The sequence below is a fragment of the Zymomonas mobilis genome (assembly GCF_006715975.1).
Lineage (GTDB): Bacteria > Pseudomonadota > Alphaproteobacteria > Sphingomonadales > Sphingomonadaceae > Zymomonas > Zymomonas mobilis_B.
The window spans coordinates 517347-533122 of the sequence record NZ_VFOF01000001.1 but is presented as its reverse complement, the minus strand read 5'-3'; the positions used below and the strand labels follow the sequence as shown (position 1 = coordinate 533122).

Below are 15776 nucleotides of genomic sequence, written 5' to 3'. Positions count from 1 at the left end.
GCCGTCAAGACAGCTGTTTTGACGGCTTTTCTATTGCATTATTCAAACTGTTAATGGCTGCATGGACGCATGCTTCGGCTTCCTTCCTTGGCAATCCAGCGGGAATAACGTCTCCTGCTTGGAAATGCACAGTACCAGCTTTCTTATTCAAACCACTGCCCCACAACAAACCGCTATCAAGCGCGATCGGCACAACAGGCAAATTCAACATTTTATAAAGCCCATAAAAACCAGCACGAATAGCCGGTGCATCACCATGAGCAACTCTGGTTCCTTCTGGGAAAAGCAATAACGACCGCCCCTGCTTTTGCGCATCACCGGCCAAACGCAACATGCGCCTTAACGCCACAGCAGAACGTGACCGATCAACCGGAATAGAACCATGCGCTTTTAACAAACGACCAAATAACGGCAAATCCACCAATTCTTTTTTCAGAATGATCGCTGGATGTCCTAAAAATCGCACCAACTCCAAGGTTTCAAACATGGATTCATGCTTGGCCACGACCAGATAAACGCGATCTTCGGTAAAAATATTATCCGGTTTATTGCCCAGCCATTCGCTATGGATGCCAATGATATGGCGGGATAAAAAACTATGAAGCCGTGCCCATCGATTAGCCTGACGCCACATGGCGGATTGCTTTCCCAACAACAAAGGAAAAGCCATAAAAATCATCACAACCGTCAGGGTATAAAATAGTACCAGAAACAGCGCGGCGCGTAACTTGGCGATCATGTATTCAGTTCCAAATTCCGGATAAAAATGAAGCTATTATCAAACGGTATAAATTTGACAGCTGAGTAAAATATTCTTTTTCTAAAAGCCAACAAAAATCATTTCTGATGAAAATAACGCCAAATAGAGGCCGGTGCCGAAGGATAGGCCATCGAATTAAAACCGATCGCGACGCTAAAGCGCCGCCAAAGATATTTGCAATATTCGAGAATCCAAACGCGCCAGCCAGCATGGCTTGGGATCGCATCCTCAACAACCTGAATATTTTTGCCGATCACTAATGACAGCTCGAAACGCGCTCTCGCCATATGCCAATCTGTCGTAATCAAACGGACAGAATGATATCGATGCAACGTGATCCATTCTGCCGTTTCTTTGGCATTCGAGCTCGTGTCAACCGCTTGCGTTCCAAGATCAACACAGCATTCTATCAGATTGGACGGTATATTATAAAGCGCTGCCAACTCTTCAGCTTTGACTTGGCGATTAACGCCTGAAACCAGCATCCGTTTAGCCTGATGCCGCTCCAACATCATCAAGCCACGATCAATCCGCCCTGCTCCACCGGTCAAAACGACAATACCATCCGTCATTTTTTGGGTTGCTGGATGGGCATGGAAAGACAGAAATAACCAAAATCCTCCAATCCACAGCAGAAAGACACTGATCAGAAAACAGAAGGATCCAACCAGAATAGCCTTTGCATTCATAACTGAAACCGTGGGAAGAATCCGCGTCCTGTCATTTTTTTTCAACCATCCGCAAAACGATTATATGAGCTGTCATAACGCCTATTATAACGGCCACCATAGGTAAAAAAGCGATAAAAAACAGTGGCAAAAAATTTATATTGTCAGAATGTAAAATAGGCGTCGGTAAAGCGACCAATAAACGGATACATAAAATAGCAGACAAAACGGCGATCCCACTCCCGACAATACTGCCCTTTAAAACCGCATATCCGGTTTTGTATCGAAATAATCCGGCAATCCGGCTTCGTTCAGCACCCAACAAGGACAACAAGATTATTTTATCCTGACAGCTATTAACCGCTGAACGGACAGCCAAGGCGATAATCGCGATTGTTGCAATGGCGATCGAAAAGATAACGCCCCACAGTAATCCGGTTACCAAATCTAAAAAAGCCAACAAAGCAGCCCCACTCGAACCGTGGTCATCTAATGACGCAGACGGGGCAACGCGATGTATTTTCTCTGCGATTAACTGCCGATTTCCATGAGGTAAAATCGTAAAGTCGACCAAGGCCGGTAAAGTGATCTCGGATTCAGCATCAGGCCCCAACCATGGTTCAACCAGTTTTTCTAATTCCTGCTGAGACAAAGCATGAACCGATTTAACCGAAGGCAAAGTTTGTAATATTGCAACCGCCGTGTCTTTCTGCCTATCTCGACTGGCGGGATCGGCCTCAATAATCTGAACCGTCAAACGATCAGCCAACTGGCCGTGTAAAAAAACAGCTCTCTGGTGAACCGCTACAGCGAAAAGCAACGCCAAGGCCATCAGCGCCACCATCAAGGCGACAAGCCATGAAAGCGTTTTTGAAAGAGGCGCCTCTCCCAAAAGATTTTGATCAGGAAATGTGAATAGTTGCGGCTTTTTCATTTCACAGGCGACCATTGGTCAAGAAGCGCCACAGATTCCACTCTGCCTTTTTTCCCTAAACGGATATGTCTGGCACCTGGAACTCTATCTAATAGATGCGTGTCATGGGTTGCCATAATAACCGTCATGCCTCTTTTGCTCAGCGCTGATAACAAATGCAAAATAGACGTTGCCAGTCCGACATCAATATTACCCGTCGGTTCATCTGCTACCAATATTTCAGGACGACGGATAAGCGCCCGCGCAATGGCTATCCTTTGCTGCTCACCACCGGACAAAGTTTCAGGAAAATGAAACGCCTTATCTGGCAAATCAATCTGCATTAAAATTCGGCCAACTGTGGAACGGATAAAGCTTTCTTTTTTTCTATCCAACCGCAAAGGCAACGCAATGTTATCAAAAACATTCAGCTCGGGGATTAAGCGAAAATCTTGAAATACAATGCCAATACGCTGCCTCAGAGCTGGGATATAGCGCTCCGGCAAAGTCATTATGTCTTCACCAAATATCCGGACAGTGCCTCGATAAGGACGCAATGCCAAATAGATCATTTTCAACAGAGATGTTTTGCCCGCCCCTGATGCGCCCGTGACAAAATAAAATTGTCCTGGCAAAAATGTCAGATTGAGATCGGATAAAATATCTGTCCCTGCATTATAAGCAAAATGGACATGATCAAACTGAACGATAGCGCTCAAAAAGGCCTCTTTTTTAAAAACAAAGTAAACTATCCCACAAGACAAAATTAAAAAATGCCTTTATATCAGTAAAGCACCTTATTATTGAGCATGTTTTGGAAAAAGCAGTTCTCATTCCGAACAACCGGATGCTTGCTCCGGTCAGCAAGGCGTGCTTTACCGGATTAAGTGGCATAAATACTCCTCATACAAGCGTAGAAGAGCCATGATTTTAACCTGTCCAGCCTGCCATACCCATTATGAAGTTCAAGATGGCATGATTACGACCAATGGTCGTCGCGTTCGTTGTGCCAGTTGCGGTCATAGCTGGATCGCTTATCCTGATAGTCGTGATGATACAGAACCATCGATCTCTGAATCAAAAAATACAGAAAATTCTGTTTCTTCCTCTTCAGAAGATGCTCTTCAGGAAGAAAACACGCCCAAGGAAAATTTTGAATCCTCCTTATCGCAACAGCCTTCTTCTTCTGACAAAGACCAAGATATCCCATCATCATTCGATGAGAATGTCGCAGAAAAAATAGCACCAAATAATTTTTCGACAAAATTTGCGGTTCCGGTGCAGGAAGAAAAAAACGAGCCCAAAACGGAATCAGCCTCTTTTTCTGCGGGACAGTCTGCACAGGAAAAACCTTTTACATCCGGCAAAGATAAAACGGCCGAAACTGAAACGGATGTCTTTTCAGCACAACAACCCGATTCTGAAAGTTTCTTATCCTTCAGTTACAAGCTTTCTTCTTCCAGCCCTGAATATGATTTTTCAAATGATCCGGAAGAGGATCTTAGCCAGAATTATGATTACCGGAACCGTCGGGCTTCTTTGCCTGCCAATCCGACAAAGCCATGGATGAAAAGCTGGGTCTTGGGAAGTGCTGCAGCCCTCATCGTTTTGCTTATTGCTGCAACTACTTATTATTTTGTGCATAAAAAGCCGTCTACTGCCGCATCGGTAGCCGCCAAAACAGCCGAGAATACTTTGACGATTGAGCATGTCACCAATGAAAGACATCGCACCAATAGCAATAACGAACTTCTGTCTATCTCGGGGCAAATCGTCAATCACGACAGCAAACCCTTGAAGGTGCCGGACATACGGATCGACCTTCTCGATGACAAAGGCCAATCTGTTTTCAATTGGGTCGCGCCTGCGCCAATCGCTAGTTTAAAACCAGAAGAAGTCGCTCAATTCGATAGCGCTACTTTTAACATTCCTCCCACAGCCAAGAATATCAGCATTGATTTTCTATCGGCACCAGGCAAATAATTCCAGTAATCAGGATGATATTAAATGGTTTTAATATTACAAATCATATATTTTATGCTCAATATATTGTGGTGGGTTATTTTGATTCAGGCTTTATGCTCATGGCTCATCGCTTTTAATGTCATTAATTCTGACAACGAATTTGTTCGTAAAATTGTCTATACGCTTGATCAGTTAACCGAACCGCTTTACCGACCGATTCGCAAGATATTACCTGATTTTGGCGCGATCGACCTCTCTCCGGCTGTGGTGCTGATGGCTATTCTTATCATCAACCAGTTTATTATTCCCCAAATGGTCAGCCATATTTACATGATGCCGTTCCATGGATTCACTAACGGCGATATATAAAGTGATAAAAATTACCGTTTCATGACATAAAATTTTTAATTTTATCTTGAAAAGATAATATAACACAATAAAATGGCAGATAGATTATTGCCCATTTTAATAAAAAAATTATAATTTTCTCTTTGAATTTCGGTAATGGCAAGCGTATTGACGGCGTTTCTTTTTTGTCTGGCTTTTTGAGCTTTTATTTATGCTAACTCTCTTTGTCTCAACATTTATCTCGCTGTTTGTGGTCATCGATGTGCCAGGATGCGCCCCGATTTTCGCAAGCCTTACCAAAGCGGCCTCCCCCGCTGAACAACGGGCTATGGCGATAAGAGCCGTTCTTATTGCCTCTGGGGTTCTGGTATTTTTCGGTTTATTCGGCGAAAGCTTCCTTAGTGCAGTTGGCATTGGTTTGGCCGCATTTCAGATTGCAGGCGGCATATTGGTGTTGTTGACTGCTATCGAAATGGTCTTTGAAAAACGCACCCAAAAAAGAGAAGATCGGGCAAGACAGGTTAAAAAGATACCGGCCGAAGCTGAAGATATTTCGGTTTTCCCAATGGCAATTCCGATGATTGCGGGGCCCGGTGCAATTGCAACGATGATGTTGCTGATTTCCAAAACAGAAAATTGGGAACGACGCGCCATCGTCTTTTCAGCATTGGGTGCAGTTCAAATACTGATGGTCGTGTCACTTATTCTAGCCGGTCCGATTATGCGGATACTTGGTCGCCGCGCGGAAGCGATGATAACCCGTGTATTAGGATTGATCTTGGCGGCTTTAGCCATACAATTTATTCTAGAAGGCTTAAAAGAATTTTTTCATTTTTAAGATTTATTCACTAAAGTTATTTTTTATTGTGACGCTACTGCTCTTTCCTTGTCTTATACAGTGAATACGCTTACAAAAAAAGCATGGTGGATCCGTTCCACGATGCAGATTGTCCAAGTTCCGCCATCAGTCATGATGGCGGAATTTCAGTTTCCTGAAAGACATCAGCATTATTTGACGCAGGTTTTATTCAGGCTAAATATCCATAGCAGCTTCATCGAATTGGGCTGCATTAGCCTGAATAAAAGCAAAGCGATGCTCAGGCTGCCGTCCCATCAAACGATCGACTAATTCCGATATTTTTATTCTGTCCTGATAATCTTTAGGCAAAGTCACCCTTAACAAGCTACGGGTTTTCGGATCCATCGTGGTTTCCCGCAATTGCTGAGGATTCATCTCACCTAAGCCCTTAAAGCGTGAAACTTCGACCTTCCGCCCCTTAAAAGCTGTTTTTTCCAATTCGATCCGATGACTATTATCACGGGCATACAACGTCTTGGCACCCGCCTTTAAACGATAGAGAGGCGGCTGAGCCAAATAGATGTGTCCGTTACGAACAATCTCCGCCATTTCGCGAAAGAAAAAGGTCATCAGCAAGGTCGCGATATGGGCGCCGTCAACATCAGCATCAGACATAATGATAATACGCTCATAGCGAAGCGATTGCGCGTCACAACGATCACGCACACCGCATCCCAAAGCCTGTGTGATATCCGATATTTCCTGATTGGCTAAAATTTTGGCGTTAGTTGCCGCGGCGACATTCAAAATTTTTCCTCGGATAGGCAAAATCGCCTGCGTTTTCCGGTCTCTTGCCTGCTTGGCAGAACCGCCAGCAGAATCGCCCTCGACAATAAACAATTCGCTATTTTCGGCTGTATCTTGGCTACAATCGGTCAACTTACCAGGCAGGCGTAATTTTCGCGCTGCGGTTATCGTTTTCCGTTTGATATCTCGTTCAGCCCGCCGTCTCAGACGCTCTTCCATCCGCTCCATAATAAAGCCGATCAAAGCTCGTCCACGCTCCATATCATCGGTCAAAAAATGATCGAAATGGTCACGGATAGCTTTCTCAACCAAACCCGCCACTTGCGGATTAGTCAGGCGGTCTTTCGTCTGGCTTTGGAATTGTGGCTCACGAATAAACAGAGACAACGCCATATCGGCACCCACGATGACATCTTCGGGCGCAATATCCTTGGCTTTTTTCAAGCCAACTAATTCACCAAAAGCGCGCAGCCCTCTGACCAACGCTAACCGCAAGCCTTGCTCATGGGTGCCGCCATCAGGCGTTGGAATCGTATTACAATAATAAAGAGAAGAGCCTTCAGACCATAACGGCCAAGCCACAGCCCATTCAACCGATCCATCTTCGTCAGAAAAGCTTTGGCGACCTGTAAAAAATTCTTTGGTCGCACATTCCCTTTTACCGATTTCTTCTTTCAGATAATCAGCCAGCCCACCGGGGAAATGAAGCGTTGCTTTTTCAGGCACGTCTTCTGACACAAGGGTCGGATTACAACGCCATATAATTTCAACACCAGCAAAGAGATATGCTTTGGAACGCACCAAACGATATAATTTAGCCGGTTTGAAATGCAGGTTTTTCCCGAAAATTTCAGTGTCAGGAATAAAGGAAACGGAAGTCCCTCGCCGGTTAGGCGCATTACCCACCTGCTCCAAAGGCGCAACCGGAATACCTCGGGAAAAAGACTGACGATAAAGCAGTCGATTGCGCGCTACTTCAACAGTCGTTTCCGATGACAATGCGTTGACAACCGAAATCCCGACACCATGCAAACCGCCAGAGGTTGCATAAGCTTTATTTGAAAATTTTCCGCCGGAATGAAGCGTTGTCAAAATGACTTCTAACGCTGACTTGTCTGGAAATTTGGGATGGGGATCAATGGGAATCCCGCGCCCGTTATCGACAATCGTCAGACGGTTGCCTGTTTCCAGACTGACTTCGATACGGGTCGCATGGCCTGCGACAGCCTCGTCCATCGCATTATCAAGGACTTCGGCTGCCAAGTGATGAAAAGCACGTTCATCAGTTCCGCCGATATACATGCCGGGTCGGCGCCGAATAGGCTCCAGCCCTTCTAAAACTTCAATAGAATCAGCATTATAGCTATCGGCAGAAGGGGTTACGGTAGATTTGAAGAGATCATCTGACATATAGCCATGCTTTATAGAGTATTTCTATAGACAGCAAAAGCGTCTCTCCATCCACCCATCAAAATATGCCGATAATTCAGTCGATATCGCCAGGGAAAGTATAATGCTGACCACAAAACTCACAATCGATTTGAATGAGGCCATCTTCATCGCACATTTCAGCACGCTGTTCTTTCGGGAAACGCATGATAATTTTTTTGAAGCGCTCTTCATCACAACGACATAAGGTCGAGAAAGCTTCCGATCCGGTGATGTTGATGGGCTTTTCTTCGTGGAACAGCCGCCAAACAATATCTTCACAGCTCAAGGCGGGTTCAGTCAGTTCTTCAGGCTTAATCGTTTCACCCAAGGTTCGAACATGATCCCAATCAGGATTATCCAGCCCTTGATGCGTTAATCTTTCTCCATCGACTTCATTCTTGGGTAAATGCTGTAACAGCAGCCCCCCCGATATCCAGCCGCGCCCATTTTCTGGCGGCTTGACTGCAATCCTGATCAAAGTCGGGATTTGGTCGGACTGGGTAAAGTAATTTTCAACCGCCGAAGCCAGCGTGTCTCCGGTCAAAGGCACAATCCCTTGATACCGTTCACGGGTCGCAGACTGATCAAAAATAATGGCAAGATAGCCTTCACCGACAATATCCGTCAAAGCCAGATTTTCGGGTAAAGCCGCTTCACGTTCAGCATTAAACTCAAGATAACCGCGAATAATATTATCTTTGAAATCGCATACCAATAAATCGACTGCACCGCCTTCTGCTCTAATTTGCAGAGTCAGCTGGCTTTCTTTATCTTCCAGCAAACTACCAAGCAGACCGGTAAGGGTCACGGCCTCAGCCAAAAAACGCGCCAAAGACAACGGGTAAGGGTGATAAGACAGAATTCTGTCTAAAACGCTATTCAAGCGTACCATTCTGCCCCGTACATTCAGCACAGGCAGCGTAAAGCTCAGATAACGATCCAGATTTTCAGAAGGACTATTCTGGATATGCTCACTCATTTTTTACCTCGCATCGTCTGACCCATAAAAAGTAAGCTGACAAAAATAATGCCAGCTTACCTCCTCAATATGATGAGCGATCCTACCTAGATAAGGCAGGATAATACTTATTTTTAGGCCATATAAAGCCGTATTTTATAAAACGCCTAATGACCAGAGCAAGACCGACTTCTGGGCATGAAGACGGTTTTCAGCCTCATCCCAAACCACTGATTGAGGACCATCAATCACGGCATCGACGACTTCTTCACCGCGATGGGCAGGCAAGCAATGCAGGAATAAGGCCTGATCACTGGCTTCAGCCACCAAGGCTTCATTGACCTGATAGGGTTGCATAGCCGCTATTTTAGCTTCTGCATGCTCTTGCCCCATAGAAATCCATGTATCAGTCACGATAACATCGGCACCTTTGACCGCCTTTAAAGGATCATCGGTGATCACAACATTACAGCCCGATTTGCGCGCAGCTTCAATGAATTTCGGATCAGGTTCATAGCCATGCGGGCAAGCCGCCGTCACCGAAAAGCCCATAAGACCGCTGGCTTCGATAATAGAATATAAAACGTTATTACCATCGCCCAACCAAACCCAATGGGTGCCTTCCAATTTGCCTTTATGCTCGATAACGGTCAGCATATCGGCCATAATCTGGCAAGGATGGGATAAATCCGTCAAACCATTGATAACCGGCACCGAAGCATAACGCGCCAATTCTTCAATTTTGGCATGATCATCGGTTCGGATCATAATCGCATCAATGAAACGGGATAACACACGGGCAGTATCGGCAATAGTTTCACCACGGCCAATTTGCGTTGACCCTGATTCCATAACGATGGTTGTGCCCCCAAGCTGCCGCATTCCGACATCAAAAGAAACACGCGTCCGGGTTGAATTCTTTTCAAAAATCATACCCAGAATAGAATCTTTTAACGGTGCATCGGCGTCAACACGTCCTTTTGGCCAGCCTTTTCGCGCTTGCTTGCGCGCCAAAGCATCCGCCAGCATAGCTTTAACAGCCGTTGCGCCAGCATCTGCAAAATTCAGAAAATGACGACGTTTTGTTGAATGGGGCACAGCAACCACCTTTATTATATGGCCGAAAAATTAGGCCGCTTTAGCTGGAACATAGCTTTTCAAGCCAGCTTCCAGTTTTTCAATGAATTCGACAATATGCGCTTCTTCGATGACCAAAGGCGGCAATACACGCACCACATTATCAGCCGCAGCAACGGTCAACAAAGCATGGTTATCGCGCAGATAGGCAACGAAATCACGGGAAGGCACGGACAATTTGATACCACGGATCAAACCGCGGCCACGGGCTTCCACGCAGAGATCAGGATATTTTTTAACAATAGCTTCCAGCTTATCTGCCAAAATATTCCCCATTTTCTCGACATGATCAAAGAAGCCATCTTCAAGGATAATATCAAGAACAGCCTGGCCTGCTGCCATAGCCAACGGGTTACCACCATAGGTTGAACCATGCGTGCCGAATACCATGCCTTTGGCAGCATATTCGGTTGCAAGGCAGGCACCCAATGGGAAACCGCCACCGATACCTTTGGCAACGGCCATGATATCAGGTTTGATGCCGTATTGTTCATGGGCAAAGAATGTGCCGGAACGGCCATAGCCACACTGGACTTCATCAAATACCAGCATCAGGCCTTTTTCGTCACAAATGCGACGCAGGCCTTTCAGGAATTCATCCGTTGCCGGACGAATACCGCCTTCACCCTGAATAGGTTCAACAAGGAAACCAGCTGTCTGATCGTCAACAGCAGCTTCTGCGGCTGCAAGATCATTGAATTCCAGCACTTCGAAACCGGGTAATAACGGTTCGAAACCATCTCTCATTTTCGGCTGATTGGTCGCAGAAATCGCGCCCAAAGTCCGACCATGGAAAGCATTGGAGAAGGCAATCAGCTTAAAGCGTTCCGGGTTACCATTGACATAGTGGAAACGACGTGCGGTCTTAATCGCACATTCAATAGCTTCAACACCAGAATTGGTAAAGAATACGGTATCCGCAAAGCAATGTCCCAAAAGGCGCTTAGCAAAGGCTTCGCCTTGTGGTGAACCATACATGTTCGAAACATGCATCAGGGTAGCCGTCTGCTCCTGAATAGCTTTCACCAAATGAGGATGGCCGTGTCCTAAAATATTAACGGCAATACCTGAAGCAAAATCCAAATAGCGTTCGCCCTGCTCACCGATGAGATAGCAGCCTTCGCCTCGAACCGGACGAACGGCACACCGAGGATAGACAGGCATTAACGGCGTTATGGCCATAGTTATTCTCCCTATCAACTAGACCGGGCGCTGGCATGGGCCGCGTCAGGCGTAGAAAATCTAACCAAGAAAAAAAGGCAGCCAATAGGCTGCCACTAGTCAAAATTTATACGCACAGGATTCTGAAGGTGCAACCCGTATCGCCTAACTTTTTTAAGAAATCTTGATAGGATTTAAAGGCGGAGAAAGTCACCCTTCCCCGCCTTTGATCGCTCGAGTTCTATTTTAATGGTTATGAACGATTCCGCGGGAACGGAATCGTAGGCGTTGGCCGGCGATCACGGCGAGGTAACTGCGCCTGATAAGCCACCGAACAATGTTCGAGACAATAAGGAAATCCTGGGTTGACCGGCTTTCCACAAAAATGGAAATCGGGTTCACCTGGATGCCCCATCGGCCAGCGACAGATACGATCGGTCAAATCCAAAAGAGATGTTTTGTTCGCAATTTCAGGCGAAGGCTTGGCCGGAACAAGACGGCGTGGTGGTGCTGGCGGAATAGGCGCCGTCTGCTCACCGGGGACCTGACGCTGAAAACCTCCAGGGCCGATAGAACGAATAAGCGGAGCCGATTCAGATTTCTTCTCAGCCGCCGCTGGGGTTGCCACAGGTTCTGCTGCTTTGACCGCCTTCACAGGTTCCTTTTTGTGGACTTCATGAGCAACCGGTGCCGCTGCCACATTTTTGCTTACCGCAGGTTTGGTGTCTTCTTTCTCTTTATGTCCATGATCGGCAGCCTCACCATGGTCACTATTTTTCACAGGAGACGGGCGTGCCTGCAACCCTAAACGATGGGCTTTTCCGATCACGGCATTCCGGCTGACATCGCCTAGTTTTTCCGCAATCTGGCTAGCTGTATCGCCGGCTTCCCATAGCTTTTTAAGCTGCTCAATTCGTTCTTCGGTCCAGGCCATTTAACTCCTCACGATCTTTCAATCCACCAACCCGACAAGGCGGTTATTTCCACGCTACCCCGATTAAGGGAATGTAAATTCTTTCTCTCGATACAATTCCAAACAGGAACCTACTTGCAGCCAAAGCCAACAAGCTTTAGCGAATAGATATGGTCAAACTGTCTTCTGCTAGTCAACGCCCTTTTGGCAAAGCCACAATAACTTCTCTCAATTGGGAAGGCCTTTATGCCCTCTATGTGAAGGAGGTCAGACGTTTCTTCAAGGTTCAGATGCAGACAATATGGGCCCCTGTTGTCTCGACTTTGTTATTTTTGGTCATTTTTACCGTTGCATTGGGAGGCGGGCATAAAACGTTGGGTTGGGACTTTGCTGCATTTGTCGCCCCCGGCCTTATTGCCATGGGCATGATGCAAAACGCTTTTGCTAATGCCAGTTTCTCACTTTTAGTGGGTAAAATGCAAGGGACTATTTTAGATTATCTCATTCCACCCATCGGCACAAAAGAAATTATTACTGCATTAACGGGTGCCGCGATGACGCGCGCTTTTCTGGTCGGGTTCTTTTTATGGGTCGCCATGGCCTTCTGGCCAAATGTTCATTACATTCCCACCCATCCCTTTTCTGTATTATTATTCGGATTCTTTGGCGCCATGATGTTGGCCTTAATTGGGCTTATCACTTCGATTTGGGCGGACAAATACGATCACGCCGCATCGGTTTCCAATTTCGTTATCCAGCCGCTGGCGCTTCTTTCAGGCACTTTCTATTCTGTCCATAGTCTGCATGGCATATTTTATTGCTTCAGCACATGGAATCCTTTTTTCCATATCATTTCCGGTTTCCGCTATGGTTTTCTCGGGGTTGCTGATGCCAATGTTTTCGAAAGCGCTGCCATCGTCATTGGGATTAACGTCATTCTCGCCACCATCGCCTATCTTCTGGTCGATCGGGGTTGGAAGCTGAAATCCTAATTACAGCCCTAAAACACAAAACAAAAAAGCGGACTTTTTCAAGCCCGCTTTTTTTGTAATTAGAAAAGATCCACTAATTCGATAGACTTAGGATTCGTCTAAAGTTTCGCTGGCTTTCTTGCCGCTCTTTGGCTTCTTGCTCACAGAAGGCGCGCCGGGGACAATTTCAAAGCTTGGCTCATTATCTTTCATATGAACCTTGACTTCGCCACCATCAGCCAACTTTCCGAAGAGCAACTCTTCCGCCAAAGGCTGCTTGATTTTTTCCTGAATCAAACGCCCCATAGGACGGGCACCATAAAGACGATCATAGCCTTTTTTACCCAACCATTCGCGTGCTTCATCATCAAAGGCGATATCGACTTTGCGATCAGCCAACTGGATTTCAAGCTCAAGGATGAACTTGTCTACGACCCGCTGGATCATATCCGGCGACAGATAGCCAAAGGGTACAATAGCATCCAAACGGTTACGGAATTCAGGCGTAAACATCGTTTTGATAGCTTCGAAGTCTTCCCCTTCCCGCGTCAGATCGCCAAAGCCGATCGTTTCCCGAGCCATATCTGATGCACCCGCATTGCTGGTCATAATCAAAATGACATTACGGAAATCAACCGTTTTCCCATGCGGGTCAGTCAATCTGCCATTATCCATAACCTGCAACAAAATATTGAACAGATCAGGATGTGCCTTTTCAATTTCATCCAGCAACAAGACAGAATGAGGATTCTGCTCGATTGCATCGGTCAACAAACCGCCCTGATCATATCCGACATATCCAGGAGGCGCACCGATCAAACGACTGACCGAATGGCGTTCCATATATTCAGACATATCGAAACGTTTCAGCGGGATACCCAGCAAAGAGGCCAGCTGACGCGCAACTTCTGTCTTACCAACACCAGTTGGCCCTGAGAACAGATAGCTACCAATCGGTTTATGCATTTCGCGCAAACCGGCGCGGCTTAACTTGATCGCAGAAGCCAACGTCTTGATGGCCTTATCCTGACCAAAGACAACACGCTTCAAATCGGTCTCAAGATTAGCCAGAACCTGACTATCATCATTGGATACGGTTTTCGGCGGGATGCGCGCCATGGTAGCCACCACAGCTTCAACTTCCTTAGCCGAGATTACTTTCCGTCTTTTAGAAGGCGCCACCAACATCTGGGCGGCACCAACCTCGTCGATGACATCAATCGCCTTATCTGGCAATTTCCGGTCATTGATGTAACGGGCAGAAAGCTCAACCGCCGAACGAATAGCATCCGCAGTATAACGAACATTATGATGCTCTTCGAAAGAAGGCCGCAAACCGTTCAGAATTTTGACGGCATCTTCGACATTAGGCTCGACCACATCAATTTTCTGGAAGCGCCGCAGCAATGCCCGATCTTTTTCGAAATGGTTACGAAATTCCTTATAGGTCGTCGAACCAATGCAACGGATCGTGCCACTAGACAAAGCCGGTTTCAAAAGGTTGGAGGCATCCATTGCTCCGCCTGATGTTGCACCTGCTCCGATAATCGTGTGAATTTCATCAATGAAGAGAACGGCCTTAGGCTGCTTTTGTAACTCGGTTACAACGGCCTTCAAACGCTCTTCGAAATCACCCCGATAACGGGTTCCAGCCAACAAAGCTCCCATATCCAAAGAATAGATAACCGTGTCTTTCAAGACTTCGGGAACCTGATCTTCGATAATTTTACGGGCTAAACCTTCTGCGATAGCCGTTTTCCCGACCCCAGGATCACCGACATAAAGAGGGTTATTCTTGGATCGGCGGCATAAAATCTGGATGGTACGATCAACTTCGGCCGACCGACCGATCAGCGGATCAATACGCCCAACTTCAGCTTTTTCATTCAGATTAACCGTAAATTGCTTTAAGGCGCTCTCGTTCTTTTTCGAGACTTCTGCTGACCGCTGCTGGGTCTTTTCGTCTTCGGCAGGTTTGTCGGCAGCAACGCCACCTTTTCCGACGCCATGACTTAAAAAGCTGACTGCATCCAAACGGCTCATATCCTGCTGCTGCAGGAAATAGACAGCGTAGCTTTCCCTTTCGGAAAATAACGCGACCAAAACATTGGCACCGGTAACTTCATCCCGTCCAGAAGACTGGACATGCAAAATAGCCCGCTGGATAACGCGCTGGAAACCGCTCGTCGGAGAAGGATCACTATTGCCTTCTATTTTCAAAGCGTCCAGTTCAGTATCGAGATAGGTCGTAATAGAGCGCTTTAATTCCGCGAGATCGACACCACAACCAGCCATCACTTGCGAGGCATGTTCATCATCAATCAAAGCCAGCAATAAATGCTCAAGCATGGCATATTCATGATGACGACGGCTCGCGATAGCCAAGGCATTGTGAAGTGTCTGCTCAAGGGCTTTGGCAAAAGATGGCATATTCCCACTCCCTATTCCTGATGCATCGGATAAAATCAGATGCCTAAATAAGCTCGTCTTACTGAGTATATTGGTATGGCATTGCTATTTATCAACACAATGAATTATCAATAATCGAAAAATAAACAGTTACGATCTGTAGAATTTGAAAGGCGATACCCTTGGCTTAGATAAGCCGTCCTTATGTCGGTTTCAGCCATCAAAGACTCCCTCAGTGAAAACAAGATAAAGCCAGAACAGCCTACACAACAAAATAACCCCTAAGCGCACAGCTTTCGCCATATGTTTTTAGGGTTAACGTGATTCCACAACAGGCAAGGTTCACGTTCCGTTATCGGGAGTCAATAGAAGTCTTTGTCAGAAGGAAGAAAGATACGACCAGATCAAACCACTTTTACGCTGTCATCATCACTGAGCAACAAAACGTAATTTAATTACAAAAAACTAAAAATAAGATTACTAAGTCTAATGCCAAACCCCTAAGAAAAAGGCGTTTTTTTTAGGACAACAAAAGG

The 15776-nt window shown here is 46.1% G+C and carries 14 protein-coding genes; 4 read left to right on the top strand and 10 right to left on the bottom strand.

Annotation, left to right across the window (positions count from 1 at the left end; genetic code table 11):
• Positions 1 to 4 precede the first annotated feature (4 nt).
• The 4 genes from FBY58_RS02260 to ftsE all read right to left on the bottom strand — a co-directional run bounded on the left by FBY58_RS02260 (position 5) and on the right by ftsE (position 3060).
• Positions 5 to 739, bottom strand: a complete 735-nt coding sequence (locus tag FBY58_RS02260) for a 1-acyl-sn-glycerol-3-phosphate acyltransferase (RefSeq protein ID WP_141919298.1) — start codon at positions 737 to 739, stop codon at positions 5 to 7.
• A 98-nt stretch (positions 740 to 837) separates the two neighbouring features.
• Positions 838 to 1449 carry a YdcF family protein gene (locus FBY58_RS02255; RefSeq protein WP_141919297.1) on the bottom strand — a complete coding sequence of 204 codons (612 nt, stop codon included), beginning with the start codon at positions 1447 to 1449 and terminating at the stop codon, positions 838 to 840.
• A gap of 31 nt (positions 1450 to 1480) precedes the next feature.
• Complete coding sequence (locus tag FBY58_RS02250; RefSeq protein ID WP_141919296.1) at positions 1481 to 2362, bottom strand: ABC transporter permease; 882 nt, start codon at positions 2360 to 2362, stop codon at positions 1481 to 1483.
• Positions 2359 to 3060 (bottom strand): cell division ATP-binding protein FtsE, encoded by a 702-nt coding sequence (ftsE, locus tag FBY58_RS02245; protein ID WP_141919295.1) that lies wholly within the window; start codon positions 3058 to 3060, stop codon positions 2359 to 2361. Before ftsE ends, FBY58_RS02250 begins: the two co-directional genes overlap by 4 nt.
• A 205-nt stretch (positions 3061 to 3265) precedes the next feature.
• Here ftsE and FBY58_RS02240 point away from each other — a divergent pair, with 205 nt between their 5' ends.
• The 3 genes from FBY58_RS02240 to FBY58_RS02230 all read left to right on the top strand — a co-directional run bounded on the left by FBY58_RS02240 (position 3266) and on the right by FBY58_RS02230 (position 5492).
• Complete coding sequence (locus FBY58_RS02240) at positions 3266 to 4324, top strand: zinc-ribbon domain-containing protein (RefSeq protein WP_141919294.1); 1059 nt, start codon at positions 3266 to 3268, stop codon at positions 4322 to 4324.
• Positions 4325 to 4348: 24 nt separating this feature from the next.
• Positions 4349 to 4675, top strand: a complete 327-nt coding sequence (locus FBY58_RS02235; RefSeq protein ID WP_141919293.1) for a YggT family protein — start codon at positions 4349 to 4351, stop codon at positions 4673 to 4675.
• A 190-nt stretch (positions 4676 to 4865) separates the two neighbouring features.
• A complete protein-coding gene (locus tag FBY58_RS02230) occupies positions 4866 to 5492 on the top strand; it encodes a MarC family protein (RefSeq protein ID WP_141919292.1) in 627 nt (208 codons plus the stop codon).
• A 195-nt stretch (positions 5493 to 5687) separates the two neighbouring features.
• Here FBY58_RS02230 and parE read toward each other — a convergent pair whose 3' ends face one another.
• From parE to FBY58_RS02205, 5 genes are all read right to left on the bottom strand, one after another.
• Positions 5688 to 7670: a DNA topoisomerase IV subunit B gene (gene parE / locus FBY58_RS02225; protein WP_141919291.1), complete on the bottom strand. Its 1983-nt coding sequence runs from the start codon at positions 7668 to 7670 to the stop codon at positions 5688 to 5690.
• A 76-nt stretch (positions 7671 to 7746) separates the two neighbouring features.
• Entirely contained in the window at positions 7747 to 8670 is a 924-nt protein-coding gene (locus FBY58_RS02220; RefSeq protein ID WP_141919290.1) for an Hsp33 family molecular chaperone HslO, read from the bottom strand.
• A gap of 135 nt (positions 8671 to 8805) precedes the next feature.
• A complete protein-coding gene (gene argF / locus FBY58_RS02215) occupies positions 8806 to 9747 on the bottom strand; it encodes an ornithine carbamoyltransferase (RefSeq protein WP_141919289.1) in 942 nt (313 codons plus the stop codon).
• A 30-nt stretch (positions 9748 to 9777) separates the two neighbouring features.
• Entirely contained in the window at positions 9778 to 10968 is a 1191-nt protein-coding gene (locus FBY58_RS02210) for an aspartate aminotransferase family protein (RefSeq protein ID WP_141919288.1), read from the bottom strand.
• A 232-nt stretch (positions 10969 to 11200) separates the two neighbouring features.
• Complete coding sequence (locus FBY58_RS02205) at positions 11201 to 11881, bottom strand: GcrA family cell cycle regulator (protein WP_141919287.1); 681 nt, start codon at positions 11879 to 11881, stop codon at positions 11201 to 11203.
• A 149-nt stretch (positions 11882 to 12030) separates the two neighbouring features.
• Between FBY58_RS02205 and FBY58_RS02200 the strand changes: the two genes are divergently transcribed.
• On the top strand, positions 12031 to 12852 hold the full coding sequence (locus FBY58_RS02200) for an ABC transporter permease (protein WP_141919286.1): 822 nt from the start codon (positions 12031 to 12033) through the stop codon (positions 12850 to 12852).
• Positions 12853 to 12939: 87 nt separating this feature from the next.
• On the opposite strand, the gene clpA is transcribed toward FBY58_RS02200, so the two are convergent.
• Positions 12940 to 15261 (bottom strand): ATP-dependent Clp protease ATP-binding subunit ClpA, encoded by a 2322-nt coding sequence (gene clpA, locus FBY58_RS02195; protein ID WP_141919285.1) that lies wholly within the window; start codon positions 15259 to 15261, stop codon positions 12940 to 12942.
• Positions 15262 to 15776: the final 515 nt, after the last annotated feature.

Bases quoted from the DNA above. Each gene is read 5' to 3' on its own strand.
- FBY58_RS02260 (WP_141919298.1), bottom strand. From the start codon at position 739: ATGATCGCCAAGTTACGCGCCGCGCTGTTTCTGGTACTATTTTATACC.
- FBY58_RS02255 (WP_141919297.1), bottom strand. From the start codon at position 1,449: ATGAATGCAAAGGCTATTCTGGTTGGATCCTTCTGTTTTCTGATCAGT.
- FBY58_RS02250 (WP_141919296.1), bottom strand. From the start codon at position 2,362: ATGAAAAAGCCGCAACTATTCACATTTCCTGATCAAAATCTTTTGGGA.
- FBY58_RS02240 (WP_141919294.1), top strand. From the start codon at position 3,266: ATGATTTTAACCTGTCCAGCCTGCCATACCCATTATGAAGTTCAAGAT.
- FBY58_RS02235 (WP_141919293.1), top strand. From the start codon at position 4,349: ATGGTTTTAATATTACAAATCATATATTTTATGCTCAATATATTGTGG.
- FBY58_RS02230 (WP_141919292.1), top strand. From the start codon at position 4,866: ATGCTAACTCTCTTTGTCTCAACATTTATCTCGCTGTTTGTGGTCATC.
- parE (WP_141919291.1), bottom strand. From the start codon at position 7,670: ATGTCAGATGATCTCTTCAAATCTACCGTAACCCCTTCTGCCGATAGC.
- FBY58_RS02220 (WP_141919290.1), bottom strand. From the start codon at position 8,670: ATGAGTGAGCATATCCAGAATAGTCCTTCTGAAAATCTGGATCGTTAT.
- FBY58_RS02210 (WP_141919288.1), bottom strand. From the start codon at position 10,968: ATGGCCATAACGCCGTTAATGCCTGTCTATCCTCGGTGTGCCGTTCGT.
- FBY58_RS02205 (WP_141919287.1), bottom strand. From the start codon at position 11,881: ATGGCCTGGACCGAAGAACGAATTGAGCAGCTTAAAAAGCTATGGGAA.
- FBY58_RS02200 (WP_141919286.1), top strand. From the start codon at position 12,031: ATGGTCAAACTGTCTTCTGCTAGTCAACGCCCTTTTGGCAAAGCCACA.
- clpA (WP_141919285.1), bottom strand. From the start codon at position 15,261: ATGCCATCTTTTGCCAAAGCCCTTGAGCAGACACTTCACAATGCCTTG.